The organism is Curtobacterium sp. 9128, assembly GCF_900086645.1.
Taxonomy (GTDB): domain Bacteria; phylum Actinomycetota; class Actinomycetes; order Actinomycetales; family Microbacteriaceae; genus Curtobacterium.
The window spans coordinates 226,855-241,304 of the sequence record NZ_LT576451.1; the positions used below are offsets into that span (position 1 = coordinate 226,855).

The following is a 14,450-nucleotide window of genomic DNA, read 5'->3' on the forward strand; positions in this document are numbered from 1 at the left end:
CGGGCGGCCGAATCGCGCGTAGGAGGTCGAAACGCGCGTAGGTGGCCCGAACTTCCGACCACCTACGCGCGTTTCCGCTTTCCACCGCGCACGCCATGGGTTGCAACGCGCGCACACGGCGGACGGGAGGCGCGGTGCCAGCTGGCACCGAGCCTCCCGTCCGGCATCTGGTCACGCCCAGGGCGAGACTCGCGCCCGGCGACAGTCCTCGCGGCCCACACCGCGAGAACCGTCGCTCACCCCGAGACTCGGCCCCCCACCCCACGACGACGCGCCACCAGCACACCGGCACCAGCCGCGAGGAGCAGCAGCGCCGCAGCGATGCCACCCGTCAAGTCGGCACCCGTGAACGCCAGCGCACCCGTGACCGGGTCGATCGTGATCATCGTCCACCCGATCACCGACCCGTCAGCCGCCGTCACCACGATCCGGTGCGACCCCGCCGGAGCATCCGCCGGGATCGTCACCCGCACGCTCCCGTCAGCCGCGACCGTCACCGTCCCGAGCAACGTGGGCGTGGAGAACATCCACACGCTCACCCGCTGCCCCGCGTACTGCACCCCCACACCGATCGTGATCGTCTCACCCGGACGCGCCGACGACGGCGCCGTGACCGTGCCACGGTTCGCATCCGTCAGCGACGACTCCGACGGAGCAACCGGCGCCGAACCAGCACCAGGAGTCGGAGCCGGCGTCTGACCGGCACCCGGAACCGTGCCAGGGTCCGACGGGCCGGTCGGATCGGTGCCCGGGTCCGTGGGGTCCGTGCCCGGGTCCGTCGGGGTGGTGTCGCCGGTCAGGTCGAAGCCGACCAGGATCGGGTCGTGGTCGCTCGCCCGGTACACGTCGTCCGTGTACAGGTTCGTCGCGTTGTAGTTGTAGCGGCTGTACTCCAGCGCCACCGACTCGACCGAGTTGATGTTCCAGATGTCCACACCCGTCACCGTCGCGAGTGCCGCTGGCGAGGCGAGCACGTGGTCGAGCGACCCGCTCAGGCCGCTGTACACGTACGACCACTCCGCCGAGTCGAGCGCCGGCCCGAGGTCCGTGTAGCCGGCATCGTCGAGGACGACCATCGGGTCCTCCTGGCTGTAGGCGTTGAAGTCGCCGAGCATGAACACCTTGTCGGTGCCGTACTGCGTCTGCATCTTCGTGGAGAACGCGGCGAGCGCCGTCGCCTGCTTCACGCGGTCGGCGTTCGACGCCCCCTGGCCGTCACCCTGGTCGGCGTTCTCGCCGGTGCCGGACCCCTTCGACTTGAAGTGGTTCGCGATCACGAGGAACTCGTCGTCCGCCGTGCCCCCGACCGGACGGAACGCGTCCGCGACGGGCTGACGGGCGTTCGTGAACGCCGGATCGATGAGGATCGTCGACTCTCCCGTGGGTGCGACCCGGTCCTTCTTGTAGATCAGTGCCAGGCGGATGACGTCCTCGCTCGCGGGGAGCGTCTTCGGGGACTTGACGCACGCCCAGGTGTCGGCACCGGTCGCGGCGTTGAGCGCGCCGACGAGGGTGGCCACGGCGGCGTCGCGGTCCTGGCCGAACTCGGCGGAGTTCTCGATCTCCTCGAGCGAGACGACGTCGGCGCCGAGACCGTTGATCGCCTTGACGATCTTGACCTGCTGGCGCTCGAAGTCCTCCTGCTCGGCGGCGCCGCGGGCATCGCAGCCGGAGTTCACCGTGACGGGGTCGCCGTCGCGGTCCGTGTAGTACGAGCAGCCGGTGAGCTGGTCGCCGGTCGTCGGGAAGTAGTTGAGGACGTTGAAGCCGGCGAGCTTGAGGTCGCCGCCGACGTCCTGGGGCTTCGCCGTGCGGACGTTCGAGAAGGTCGCGGGCAGATCGGTCTTCGCGGTCGCGCCGGTGATCGGCGACGTGGGCTGGAACTTCCACGAGTCGTTGCGGTAGTCGAGGACGACGGGCTTCGTGAAGGTCGCCGCTGCTCCGACGGTCACGGGCCCCTGCGTCAGCCAGGACACCGGGATCGACTTGTTCGCCTGGGTCAGGAAGTTCGTGCTGCCGCCGTCGTCGAGCGTGACCTTGCGGGCGGCGTTGTCGGCCTCGACCGCCTTGGCCGCTGCACTGCCCGGACGGGCGACCTCGGTGGGCTGGATCAGCCGCTTCGTGCCCGACGCCAGGACGATCTCGCCGTACTGGTTCGTCGTGTAGTTGTCGGCGACGGTGTAGTCGCCCTGCGGTGCGACGAGCATGCTCTCGAGCGACTCGCGCTGTGCGTCCGAGGACGGGAACGCGACGGTGGCGGCCTGCGGAGCCGGCACGGTCTCGGTGAGCTTCGTCATGCCGCTCGCGGCGACGTTCAGCTCGGTGAGGCCGTAGTACTCGCTCACCGAGCCGGTGAGTTCGACGTAGTCGCCCGCTGCGACCCGGGACGCGGTGGCCGAGGAGAACACGAAGACCCCGTCGGACGCGGTGTGCGTGCCGAGGTCGATCGCACCGCCGGTGCCCGGGGTCTGCACGGTGTAGCCGTTGAACCCGCCGGTGGCGTACACGGCGGTGACGACGCCCTTCGTGACGACGGTCTTGCCGACGTACGGCGAGGTGTCCGTCGTGCCCTGCAGCTGCGCGATGGTGACGGCCTCGGCAGGAGCACCGGGGTCTGTCGGCTCAGTCGGCTCCGTCGGGTCCGTCGGCGTCGTCGGCGCGGTCTCACCGGCTGCGTTCGTCGGCGTGAGCGTCGTCGTGACGGAGAAGTCCGCGGCGTTGTCGTCGCTGTCGACCGTGCCCTGGCGGACCAGGCCGTTCGGGACGGTGTTCCCACCGTCGACGGTGCGCACGTGCCCCTCGAAGGTGTTCGACGCACCGTAGCCGAGGAGGTCCACGACCCCGGCGGTGCCCGCCGCGATCGCGCCGGTCGGCAGGGTGAGCGCCTGGGACTGGTCGGACAGGACCAGCGTGCCCGTGGTGCCCGAGGTGTTCAGGGTCGCGGTGTCGTCCGCGGCGGGCAGCTCCGCACCCGTCGCGCCGTTGCCCGCCATCGTGACGAGGAACGTCCCGTTCGCGGGGACGGTGCCCGCGAGGCCGCTGGTGCTGAACGCGGCCGAGCCGGTCGCCGAGCGGTACTGCAGCGACCAGCCGTCGAGCGAGACCGGGACGTCGGTCGGGTTCGCGATCTCGACGAACTTCTTGTTGAAGGCGGCGTTCGCGCTGCCGCCCTTCAGGTAGGCCTCGGCGATGACGAGGCCCGTGCCTGCGGTGTTCGCACTGGCGACTGAGACGGAGGCGAGTGGCGCTGCGAGGAGTGTCGCGGCCACCGTGGCGCACAGCAGAGTGCGGCCGACGATCTTGGGCATGCTGACCTTCTGGTCGGAGACGTGGATGGTCAGACCGTACCGACCTGCAGAGTCCCTCAGGTTGCGCCCAGGTAAATGATTGCGATCGACAACATCACGACCCGACGGGTACCCACTCCCGCCCGACCCGGTGCACCGCCGGCCCGTGCCCCGGCAGCACGATCTCCGGGATCGGCAGCGCCCGGGCGGACTCGAGCGCCACTGCCTGGTCCGCCGTGAAGAACGGCGTGATCATCCGCGGCCTGGGCGTCCACGACGCCGGCTGCGTGTCGTGCCGCGAGACGACGGCGTCCCCGGTGACGATCGCGTCCGCGGCCGGCAGGAGGTACGCGGTGGACCCGTCGGTGTGCCCGGTCGCCGGGAACGGCGTGATCGCCCGGCCCTCGAAGTCCGCTCCGGTGAAGGCCCGGACGCTCGGCACCGTGGTCGGCCGGAGCGCGTCGGACCGGATCGCGCGGGCGAGCCACCGGAGCACCCGCGCCGACGCCAGCCGGCCGCCGATCTCCGCCGGCGTGACCTGCTGCCGCGAGGGTCCTCGGACGTTCGACAGCTCGTCCGCGTGCGCCAGGACCTCGACGTGCGGGTGCTGTTCGAGGATCCCGGGGATGCCACCGACGTGGTCGACGTGCCCGTGCGTGACGTAGATGCGGCGGAGGTCGTCGAGATCGTGTCCGGCGTAGCGCACGGTGTCCAGCACCAGGTCGGTGTCAGCGGGGTAGCCGGCGTCGATGAGGGCGACGCCGTCTTCTTCCGCGAGGACGACCCAGTTCGAGACGGGCCCCTCGACGAAGACCACCCCTGGTGCCACGGAGACGACGGACCGGGGTTCGCGGGAGCTCATCCCCCGACGCTATCCGAGCCGGACGGTGCGGAGCGCCGCGCCCGCGTCTGCGATGCCCGCGCGGCGAGCTCGTCGTCGGCCGGGTAGCCGACCTCGGTCAGGGTGAGACCGCGCGCCGGCGCGACCTTGAAGGCGCTGGTCCGCTCCCCCGCGACGCGCAACTCCTCGAGACGGTCCGGTCCGAAGCGCCCCTCGCCGACGGCGATGGTCGCCCCCACCATGGCGCGCACCATGGAGTGGCAGAAGGCATCGGCCTGGAGGCTCGCCACCAGCACGCCGTCCGGCTCACGGTCCCAGCGGAACTCCTGCAGCGTCCTGATGGTCGTCGCGCCGTCGCGCGGCTTGCAGAACGCCGCGAAGTCGTGCAGCCCGAGCAGGGTCAGCGCACCGCGCTCCATCGCTCCCGGGTCGAGATGCCCCGGGTACCAGGTCGTGTGCCCCCGACGGAGTGGATCGCGGGGGGCGTCGAGGTCCGCGACGCGGTACGTGTAGCGGCGCCAGAGCGGGGAGAACCGGGCGTCGAACCCGTCGGGCGCGACCGAGACCCGGCTGACGACGACGTCCCCGAGCGGCCCCGCGAGCCCGTTCAGGCGCTTGACGAGCCCGTCCAGCGGCGAGCGCCCCGATCCCCGCTTCGTGCTGAGCGCACCCCACTGCTCGGCGGACAGGTCGAGGTGCGCGACCTGCCCGGTGGCGTGCACTCCGGCGTCGGTGCGTCCGGCGACGGTCAGCTGCGGCGCGCTGCCCCAGCGGCTGAAGACGGTGGCGAGCGCGTCCTCGAGCGCGCCCTGCACCGTCCGCAGTCCCGGTTGCTTGGCCCACCCGGAGAACGCGGCGCCGTCGTACGCGACGTCGAGCCGCAGCCGCACCCCGCTCTGCAGCCCGTCGCTCTCGCTCACACCCCAACGGTACCGATGTCAGCGCCGCGTCAGTGCCGTGTGAGCGCCCGGCGGCAGCATCGTCCTCGACATCGACGAAAGGAACTGCGATGACGACGACACCACTCGCGGTGGAGGCCACCGGCCTCGTCAAGACCTTCGGGCAGAACCGCGCCGTGGACGGAGTCGACCTCCGCGTCGAGGCCGGCACCGTGTACGGCGTGCTCGGCCCGAACGGCGCCGGCAAGACGACCACGATCAGCATGCTCGCGACCCTGCTCAAGGCGGACGCCGGCGAGGCCAGGATCTTCGGCCACGACGTCCGGCGGGAGCCCCAGGAGGTCCGCCGGCTCATCGGCGTGACCGGCCAGTACGCCAGCGTCGACGAGACGCTGAGCGCGACCGAGAACCTGGTCGTGTTCTCGCGGCTGCTCGGGCTGTCCCGGGCCGAGTCGAAGCGGAAGTCCGCCGAGCTCCTCGAGCGCTTCGGCCTGACCGAGGCGGCGAAGCGCCCGCTGAAGAACTTCTCCGGCGGCATGCGTCGTCGGCTCGACCTGGCGGCGAGCCTCATCGCGCAGCCGCCGCTCATCTTCCTCGACGAGCCGACGACGGGCCTCGACCCGCGGACCCGTGCGCAGATGTGGGACACGATCCGGGAGCTCGTCGCGACCGGCTCGACCGTGCTCCTGACGACGCAGTACCTCGACGAGGCCGACCAGCTCGCCGACCGCATCGCCGTGATCGACCACGGCAGGGTCGTCGCAGAGGGCACCGGCGACGAGCTCAAGGCGTCGATCGGCACCGCGTCGCTGCAGCTCCGGCTCGCCGATGCGCTCCGACTCGACGCGGCGAGGACCATCGTGCGCCAGACGCTCGGCGTCGACGCCGTCGCGAGTCCGGAGGGGTCCCGGCTGACCGCGCCGATGGCCGAGCCGGACCGTGTCACCGACCTGCTCGTGTCGTTCCGCGACGCGGGCATCTCCCTCGCCGAGATGAGCGTGCAGAAGCCGACGCTCGACGAGGTCTTCCTGACCATCACGGGCAAGCCGACCGCCGACGCGGCGGACGAGGACGCCCAGCGCGAGCTCGAAGGGAGCATCGCATGACCACGCTCACCCCGCAGGCTCCGACCACCCCACGCATCACCCCGCGACCCGGGGTCGGCGGCACGGGCATCGGTGCCACGATCCGGCAGTCCTTCACGATGGCGTACCGCGGCCTGATCAAGGTCCGTCGCACCCCGGAGCAGCTCTTCGACGTGACGCTGATGCCGATCGTCTTCACCGTGATGTTCACGTACATCTTCGGTGGCGCGATCTCCGGCAACGTGGCGTCCTACCTGCCGATCATCATCCCGGGTATCCTCGTGCAGACGAACATCACGTCGTCGATCGTCACCGGCGTCCAGCTCCGCGAGGACATGGACAAGGGCGTGTTCGACCGCTTCAAGTCGCTGCCGATCGCCCGCATCGCCCCGCTCGCCGGAGCGCTGCTCGCCGACACCGTCCGCTACGCCATCGCGACGACGATCACGTTCATCACCGGCTTCGCGATGGGACTCCGACCAGAGGGCGGCTTCGGCGCGGTGGTCCTCGCCGGTCTGCTGGTCATCGTCGTCGCGTGGGCGATCAGCTGGATCTTCGCCTACTTCGGCGTCGTCGCCCGCACCGCGTCGAGCGTCTCGGGCATCTCGAACCTCGTGCTGTTCCCGCTGACGTTCCTGTCGAACGCGTTCGTCCCCGCCGACACACTGCCGGACTGGCTGCGTTGGTTCTCCGAGGTCAACCCGATCTCGCACCTCATCACCGCGGTCCGTGAGCTCGTGAACCACGGAGCCGTCGGCGGCGACCTGGTGTTCTCGCTCGTCGGCGCAGCGGTCGTCGTCGCGGTGTTCGCCCCGCTGACGGTCCGCGCCTACATGCGGAAGGCGTGACGATCAGGCGCTGAAGCGCAGCTCCTCGAGCAGCACGCGCGCCCGCGAGACGGCCTCGGCCCGGTCCCATCCGGCCGAGGCCGTCTCGGCGTCCGCGAGGGGTCCGGCACCGACGACGGCGCCGAGGACCCCGCGCAACCGGTCGTGGGCGAGGACCGCGAAGTCCTGTCGCGAACCGAGCCGTCGTGCGAGGCCCCAGCACCGGGCCGCGTGGTCCGCCGCACCCTGCCGTGCGGCGGCGACCGCCAGCCCGAGCAGCGTGGTCCCGATGACGGGCAGGTCGATCCACCACGGGTGCAGTCGGAGCATCACGAGCGCGCCGACACGCAGGCGACGCGGCACGTCCGATCCGGACGGGAGGCCCGGTTCGGCTCCTGCGGGTCGGCTCGCCGCCGCCTCGTCCTCTGCCGCGATGCGTGCCGCGCCCGCCATCAGAGTCCAGTTCGGCGTCTGCTTGCGATGCGCGGTCACGGCGTCCCAGGCCCGCGCGTACTCGGCCGCCCCTGAGGCCACGTCGCCGTCGCTCCGTGCGCACTCGGCGGCGATCGCGATCGCGAGGACGGCCATCTGCACGGCTTCCCCGTCGGGACCACCGCGGTTCGCCACCGGCTGGTTCGCGAGGTCCGCTGCGACCTGCCGCGCGCGGACGACGTCGCCCGTCGCCGCCGCGCACAGCCCGACGGTCCACCCGATCTCGTAGAGGTCGTCCTCGGCGCCGAACACCTCGAGGCGGGTGCGCGCGACGTCGGCGACGACGAGCGCGTCCGCGTGCCGTCCGGTCTGCGCGAGCAGCTGGGTCATCGTGACCGCACCCGACCCCAGCGCCCATGCGTCGTCGGTCCTGGTGGCGAGTGCCTCGGCGCGCTGGGCGTAGCGGAGCGCGTCGTCGAACTCCCCGTCGTTCTCCGCCAGCGGGGCGCTCAGCATGCACGCCAGGCAGGCCACGCCGTCGTCCGGGTCGTCACGGAGCGCGGCGAGCAGCCGCAGCCCGTCGTCCGGGCGGCCGAGCGTGAGCAGCAGTGCCGCCTGCGCGTCGAGGACCGGGAAGCCGGTGGTCCCCTGCCGGACGACCCGGCGGAGCATCGCGATCGCGCGCACGGAGGTCCGGCGGTCCGAGAACGCCGCGGAACCGCCGATCAGGACGAGACCCAGCGTCGTGGCGGCTCGATCGCCGGGGGGCGGCTGAGCGGTCCTGAGCAGCGCGACGACCTCGGCGGCGACCGCGACGACCTCGCCGTGGGCACCGCGCAGGGTCCAGTACCCGCCGAGGGCCGCGAACACCTGCGCGAGCGCCGACCGGTCCTCGGCGACGAGGCTCCAGCGCAGCAGCGTCACGAGGTTGTCCGCCTCGCGGCCGATCTCGCGAAACCACCGTCGCTGCGGTTCCCCGGTCGCGGTGAAGACGTTGCGGGTGGCGGCGAAGTCCCGCCCCCAGCGGATCATCGCTGCGCGGACCTCGTCGGTGCGCCCGCGTTCGTCGAGGCGGGCGGCACCGAACTCGCGGACGGTCTCGAGCAGCCGGTACCTGATGTCGGCACCCTCGTGCTCGACGAGCTGGACGAGGGACTGCTCGACGAGCTCGGCGAGGGCGTCCAGTGCGTCGTCCCGCTGCTCGGGTGCCGCGACGGCCTCGACCGCGTCGACCGCGAGGCCGTCCGGGAAGAGTGCCAGCCGGGTCAGCAGGTCCTGGGCACCGTCGTCGAGGAGCCGCCAGCTCCACTCGATGACGGCGAGCAGGGTGCGGTGCCGCTCGGGTGCGCTCCGGTCGCCGCCGCGGAGCAACGCGAAGCGGTCGTCGAGCCGCCGTTCGATCTCCTCGACGCCCATCCCGCGGATCCGCGCGGCGGCGAGCTCGATCGCGAGCGGCGACCCGTCGAGCCGTGTGCAGATGCGCCGCACGGTGTCGAAGGGCAGGACGGCACCGGGGCGGGCGGCTCGTGCGCGGTCGGTGAACAGCCGGACCGCCGCGCCGTCCGCGTCGACGGGCAGCGGTGCGAGGGGCGCGACGACCTCGCCGGCGATGGCGAGCGGTGCACGCGACGTCGTGAGGATGCGGAGGGACGGGAGCTGGGCGAGCAGGTCGGCGGCGAACGCGGCGACGTCCTCGACGAGGTGCTCGCAGTTGTCGAGCACGAGCACGGTGGGTTCCTCACCGAGCGCACGGAACACGCGGCCCCGCAGGTCGGCGACGACGGCGTCCCGCAGCGCCCGGGCGGACCGTACCTCGGCGATCCCGAGCAGCGCGCCGAGGGCGGGGACGACGTCCTCGCCGGCGGCCAGTGGTGCGAGCTCGAGCACCACGACGCTGCGGTCGGCCGGGAGCGCCGCCGCGACCGCCTGCGCGAGCCGGGTCTTCCCGAGCCCACCGGCACCGAGGACGGTCACCAGCCGTTCGCGGGACAGGAGGTCCATGACGGCGGCGAGGTCGGCCTCCCGTCCGACCAACGCGTTCGGCGCGGCACGCAGGCCGATCCGTCGGACGCTCCCGGAAGCGGACGCCGTCCGGCGGAGCAGGTCGGCGTTCAGCCGCACCAGGTCGGCGGACGGGTCGGCACCGAGCCCGTCAGCCAGCCGCTCCCGGTGGGCCGCGAAGACCGCGAGCGCTTCGCTGGTCCGGCCGGCGGCGGCGAGCGCGCGCATCGATCCCGAGACCGCGACCTCGTCGAACGGGTCGGAGGCCGCTTCTTCGTGCCACAGCCCGACGGCCGCGTCGGCGTCACCGGCGTCGAGCATCGCCGTGCCGAGCGCCCGGCGGAGCGCACGTCGCGCCACCTCGGCTCGTTCGGCGAGCGCCGTCCCGAGGTCGCCGTCGACATCGGCGCCCGGATCTCCCCGCCACAGGGCGAGCGCCGCCCGACTCGTGTCGTCGGACGTGTGCCGGGCCTCGGCGACGTGTTCGGCACGGACGAGGTCGACGTCGTCCGGTCGGACGTCGAGCGCGTACCCGGTGCTCGTCGACACCACGAGCCCCTCGGCCGTGCTCCGCCGGAGCCGGGACACCAGGGTCTGCAGGGCCGCCCGCGCGCCCCTCGGCGGTGCGTCGGCCCAGAGCTCGTCGATGAGCGCGTCCGTCGTCATCGCATGACCGCGGGCGAGCACGAGCGCGGTCAGGAACGCCCGCGGGAGCGCCCCGGGGACGGGCACCGCCGCGCCGGACGGGTCCTCGACGAGGACCGGTCCGAGGACGGCGATGCGGGGCTGCTGCGGCACGGAGCGAGTCTACGGACGGTGTTGTGCGATCGTGATGCGGGCACCGATCGGCGGGTACCACGGCGTCCTAGCCTGAGCGTATGCGCATCTTCACGAGGGGGGTCGTGGCCGTGGCGCTCGCGACCACGGCGATCGTCACCGTCGCCAGTTGTTCCACCGCGTCGTCCGCAGGGCCGACACCGGCACCGTCGCGCAGCGCCGCACCGTCGGCCACGCCGACCGAGACGGCCTCCGGCGTCGACTTCGGTCCGTCGCCGGAGTCCGACGGCGTGCCGACCTGTGCGCAGCTGCTGCCGTCGGACCTCGTCACCCGAGCGGTCCCCGGCACCACCGTGCTCGACCCGATGACGACGCAGGACCACGTCCTCGGCGCCTGGACGACCGCGACGACCAGTGGCGGTACCGACTGCTGGAGCACCAACGGTGTCTCGCTCCTCGACGACGTCAGCCCCGGCGGGCAGGGCGATCCGATGTACGAGGGCGTCGGGCTCTCGGTGCTGCCGGACGCGGCCCCCGAGCACGCCGATGCCACCGAGCACGTCGATCCGTCGACGGACCCCGCGTCGGTGTACTGCGGGGCCTCCGACGCCGCCCGCGTGAGCTGCAACGGGCGTGCGCTCGCCGGGAACGCTTGGATCGACCTCTCCCTGACCCGCCTGCAGACCACGGCCGACGCCACCCCGGAGCAGGTGCAGCCCGCGTTCCAGGCGCTGCTCGACCACGTCGAGGAGACCGTCGCCGCGGCACCGGTCGCGGGGGTGCAGACCGAACACGATGCAGCGTCCTGGAAGCCGAGCACCTGCACGGCCGACCGGGTGAACGCCGACACCGCCGTCGCACTGGTCGACCCGTGGTCGCTCGGCTCCGACGTCGGCGCCGAGCCGACCTACTACGCGCTGAACCGTCTGGGTGCCGCGGCGTGCTCGTTCGGTCCTGCCGAGCAGCCGTTCTCACGAACCGGAGCCTCGTACTCCTCGATGCCCGACTCGGGATGGGTCGTCAGCGCTCGCCTCGGCGACGGACTCATCGACCGACGCGACCGGCTCGAGCTCGACGGTCTCGCCGAGGACGCCGCCGCCTGGCGCACGTGCGACGAGGCCGCGTGCTCCGTCGACGTCGTGCAGGACGGCACCTGGACGCACTACGTCCTGTTCTCCTGGGCCGCTCCGAACGCGAGCTCGGCGATCGAGCGCTGGGCGGAGTCGTCCCTCACCGCCTGACGTCGCGCCGGTGACCGAACGCGGACGGCCCCGTCGACGTGTCGAGGTCCTCCGTCGCCCGCCGCTCGGACTCCACGATCCCCCGGAGCGACACCAGCGCAGCCGACGTCACCGCGACGTGCGACGGGTCCTCCTTGCTCGCATCGAGGGCCCGCTCGACCTCGGCGATCGCGTCGTCCCCTGCACTCTCCGGGCACTCGCCGCGGATCATGCACGCGAGTTCGCGGAACGCCTTCGCGAGCGGTTCGGCGAACGCCGGGTCCGGGCGGCCGAGTCCGTCGGACACCGGACCCGAGCGGGCGACGAGCTCGGTGAGGTCCGTCGTGTACCAGGCGGCCCGCTCGAGCGCCCGGAACCGCGCGCCGTCCTGCTGCAGCCGAGCCCGTGACCCGCGGAGCGCCCCGCGGGGGTTCAGCTTCCGGCTCTCGTGCGCGATCGAGACCCGGGACCGGACGTCGGCGATGGCCCGGTCGAGCCGGTCCTGCTGCCTGTCCCATGCCTTCTCGTCACGCTCGTCGGCCTCGAGCACCGCGGCGAGGCCGTCGAGGTGGTCGGCGAGCACCTCGTTGACCGCGTCGATCCGGTGTTCGGCGTCCCAGAAGCGCAGCGGCGGGAAGACCAGGAAGTTGACGAGCAGGCCGACCGCGACGCCGACGGCCATCTGCACGAGGTACCCGAGCGAGTACCCCTCCGCGTGCGCACCGCCGACGAGCAGGACGAACAGCGCCGCGGTGGACACCCACGAGCTGCCCTCGCCGAGGATGCGGAATCCGCCGACGAGCACTCCGATCCCCACGGCGAGGGCGATCGCGATGAACCCGGGGTCGCCGATCCACATCGTGAACCCGGCGATCACGATCCCGAGGCCGATGCCCACGAGGGTCTGGATCCCGCTCCTGAGCCCCGCGAACACCGTCGTCTGCATCGCGACCACGGCCCCGAGCGGCGCGTAGTACGGGTAGTCCGACGCGACCCCTGGCACGTGTCGAGCGATGAACCAGGCGAGACACGCGGCGAACGCGGCCTTCCCGGCGTGCAGCAGGCGCGGCTGTGTGCCCGAGGTCCGGCTCCAGCGCCAGACCCTCGTTCCCACCCCCGCGACGTGTTCGAATCCCATGGGTCCTCCGGTGTCGGCCCGCACCCGATGGGCCGACGGGTCACCCTACGATGCTGTGGCTGGGAACGACACGGCCCCCACAGCGTGCGCTGCGGGGGCCGTGTCGTGTGGTGCTGGGGTTACTTGTCGTCCGACTTCTCGTCCGACTTGCCCTCGGCGTCTGCCTCGACCTCGGCGGCAGCCTCGGTCTCGGTCTCTTCCGCGACGGGAGCCGACTCCTCGGTGGTCTCGGTCGACTCGACCGGGGCCTCCTCGGTCGTCTCGTCGGCCGCCGACTCCTCGGCTGCGGGCTCCTCGACCGGCGCGGCGGCGGCCGGAGCCGACTTACGCGAGACGGGGGCCGGCGTGCCCGAGACGGGCTCGAGGACGAGCTCGATCGACGCGAGGGGAGCGTTGTCGCCCTTGCGGAAGCCGAGCTTGGTGATGCGGGTGTAGCCACCCTGGCGGTCCTCGACCTGCGGGGCGATCTCGGTGAACAGCGTGTGCACGACGGTCTTGTCGCGCAGGATGCTGATCACGCGACGACGCGCGTGCAGGTCGCCACGCTTCGCGAACGTGATGAGACGCTCGGCGACCGGGCGGAGGCGCTTGGCCTTCGTCTCGGTGGTCGTGATGCGACCGTGCGTGAAGAGGGCGTTGGCGAGGTTGCTCAGGAGCAGGCGCTCGTGGGCGGGGCCGCCACCGAGGCGGGGGCCCTTGGTGGGCTTCGGCATGTCAGTTCTCCAGTGGTGAAAGTGGTGCGCGCTGCGTCAGCGGCACGCGTGCGCGTGAGCGCGAGGTCAGTTGTTGGACTCGTCCTCGTCGTACCCGCTGTAGAAGTGGGCGCCGTCGAATCCGGGGACGGTGTCCTTGAGGGACAGGCCGAGCTCGGTGAGCTTGTCCTTGACCTCGTCCACCGACTTCTGACCGAAGTTGCGGATGTTCATGAGCTGCGTCTCCGACAGGGCGACGAGCTCGGACACCGTGTTGATGCCCTCCCGCTTGAGGCAGTTGTAGCTGCGGACCGACAGGTCGAGGTCCTCGATCGGGGTCTGCAGCTCGTTCGAGAGCACTGCATCGACCGGCGCGGGGCCGATCTCGATGCCCTCTGCCGCCGTGTTGAGCTCACGGGCGAGACCGAAGAGCTCGACGAGCGTCCGACCGGCCGACGCGATGGCGTCGCGCGGCGTGATGGCCGGCTTCGACTCGACGTCGACGACCAGACGGTCGAAGTCCGTGCGCTCACCGGCACGCGTCGCCTCGACGCGGTAGGTGACCTTCAGGACGGGCGAGTAGATCGAGTCGATCGGGATCTGACCGGCCTCGCTGAACTCCGAGCGGTTCTGCGTCGCCGAGACGTAGCCGCGGCCACGCTCGATGGTGAGCTCGAGCTCGAAGCGCGCGGTGTCGTTCAGGGTCGCGATGACGAGGTCCGGGTTGTGGATCTCGACGCCGGCCGGCGCGGAGATGTCCGCAGCGGTGACCTGACCGGCACCCTGCTTGCGCAGGTACGCCGTGATGGGCTCGTCGTGCTCGCTGGAGACGACCAGGCTCTTGATGTTGAGGATGATCTCCGTGACGTCTTCCTTCACACCGGGAACGGTGCTGAATTCGTGGAGGACGCCGTCGATACGGATGCTCGTGACCGCAGCACCGGGGATCGAGGAGAGGAGCGTGCGGCGCAGCGAGTTCCCGAGGGTGTAGCCGAAGCCAGGCTCGAGCGGCTCGATGACGAAGCGCGAGCGGTGCTCGGAGATCGACTCCTCGGTGAGGGTGGGGCGCTGTGCAATGAGCACTGTGGGATTCCTTTCGGCGAAGTGTCCGCTATATGACACTTGGCGGTACGACGGGGCCGGCGAGGCCCCGACGGGTCTGTTGAGTTGTGATCACGCGCACCAGAGTGCGCGATCGAACGACCAGGAATGGCCGTCCCCGCTCGTTCCCGTCAGACGGGTCTTCCCCGT

Annotated in this window: 10 protein-coding genes; 3 read left to right on the plus strand and 7 right to left on the minus strand. The window is 71.8% G+C overall.

Annotation, left to right across the window (positions count from 1 at the left end):
• Positions 1–236: 236 nt before the first annotated feature.
• From QK288_RS01105 to QK288_RS01115, 3 genes are all read right to left on the minus strand, one after another.
• Positions 237–3,308, minus strand: a complete 3,072-nt coding sequence (locus tag QK288_RS01105) for an ExeM/NucH family extracellular endonuclease (RefSeq protein WP_281265989.1) — start codon at positions 3,306–3,308, stop codon at positions 237–239.
• Positions 3,309–3,402: 94 nt separating this feature from the next.
• On the minus strand, positions 3,403–4,149 hold the full coding sequence (locus QK288_RS01110) for an MBL fold metallo-hydrolase (RefSeq protein ID WP_281265990.1): 747 nt from the start codon (positions 4,147–4,149) through the stop codon (positions 3,403–3,405).
• Complete coding sequence (locus QK288_RS01115; RefSeq protein ID WP_281265991.1) at positions 4,146–5,048, minus strand: tRNA pseudouridine synthase A; 903 nt, start codon at positions 5,046–5,048, stop codon at positions 4,146–4,148. The genes QK288_RS01110 and QK288_RS01115 overlap by 4 nt, the downstream gene beginning before the upstream one ends.
• Before the next feature lie 89 nt (positions 5,049–5,137).
• Here QK288_RS01115 and QK288_RS01120 point away from each other — a divergent pair, with 89 nt between their 5' ends.
• Both QK288_RS01120 and QK288_RS01125 read left to right on the plus strand, forming a co-directional pair.
• Positions 5,138–6,133 (plus strand): ATP-binding cassette domain-containing protein, encoded by a 996-nt coding sequence (locus tag QK288_RS01120; RefSeq protein WP_281265992.1) that lies wholly within the window; start codon positions 5,138–5,140, stop codon positions 6,131–6,133.
• Positions 6,130–6,960 (plus strand): ABC transporter permease, encoded by an 831-nt coding sequence (locus QK288_RS01125; protein ID WP_281265993.1) that lies wholly within the window; start codon positions 6,130–6,132, stop codon positions 6,958–6,960. The genes QK288_RS01120 and QK288_RS01125 overlap by 4 nt, the downstream gene beginning before the upstream one ends.
• 3 nt (positions 6,961–6,963) lie before the next feature.
• On the opposite strand, the gene QK288_RS01130 is transcribed toward QK288_RS01125, so the two are convergent.
• On the minus strand, positions 6,964–10,170 hold the full coding sequence (locus QK288_RS01130; protein ID WP_281265994.1) for a BTAD domain-containing putative transcriptional regulator: 3,207 nt from the start codon (positions 10,168–10,170) through the stop codon (positions 6,964–6,966).
• An 80-nt stretch (positions 10,171–10,250) separates the two neighbouring features.
• Here QK288_RS01130 and QK288_RS01135 point away from each other — a divergent pair, with 80 nt between their 5' ends.
• Complete coding sequence (locus tag QK288_RS01135) at positions 10,251–11,390, plus strand: hypothetical protein (protein WP_281265995.1); 1,140 nt, start codon at positions 10,251–10,253, stop codon at positions 11,388–11,390.
• Here the strand turns inward: QK288_RS01135 and QK288_RS01140 are convergent.
• The 3 genes from QK288_RS01140 to QK288_RS01150 all read right to left on the minus strand — a co-directional run bounded on the left by QK288_RS01140 (position 11,380) and on the right by QK288_RS01150 (position 14,282).
• On the minus strand, positions 11,380–12,507 hold the full coding sequence (locus QK288_RS01140) for a hypothetical protein (protein ID WP_281265996.1): 1,128 nt from the start codon (positions 12,505–12,507) through the stop codon (positions 11,380–11,382). The two genes, QK288_RS01135 and QK288_RS01140, sit on opposite strands and share 11 nt — an antisense overlap.
• Positions 12,508–12,626: 119 nt before the next feature.
• Positions 12,627–13,220 carry a 50S ribosomal protein L17 gene (gene rplQ / locus QK288_RS01145; protein ID WP_281265997.1) on the minus strand — a complete coding sequence of 198 codons (594 nt, stop codon included), beginning with the start codon at positions 13,218–13,220 and terminating at the stop codon, positions 12,627–12,629.
• Between the two features lie 66 nt (positions 13,221–13,286).
• Positions 13,287–14,282, minus strand: coding sequence for a DNA-directed RNA polymerase subunit alpha (locus QK288_RS01150; protein ID WP_066656999.1), 996 nt, complete (start codon positions 14,280–14,282; stop codon positions 13,287–13,289).
• Positions 14,283–14,450 lie beyond the last annotated feature (168 nt).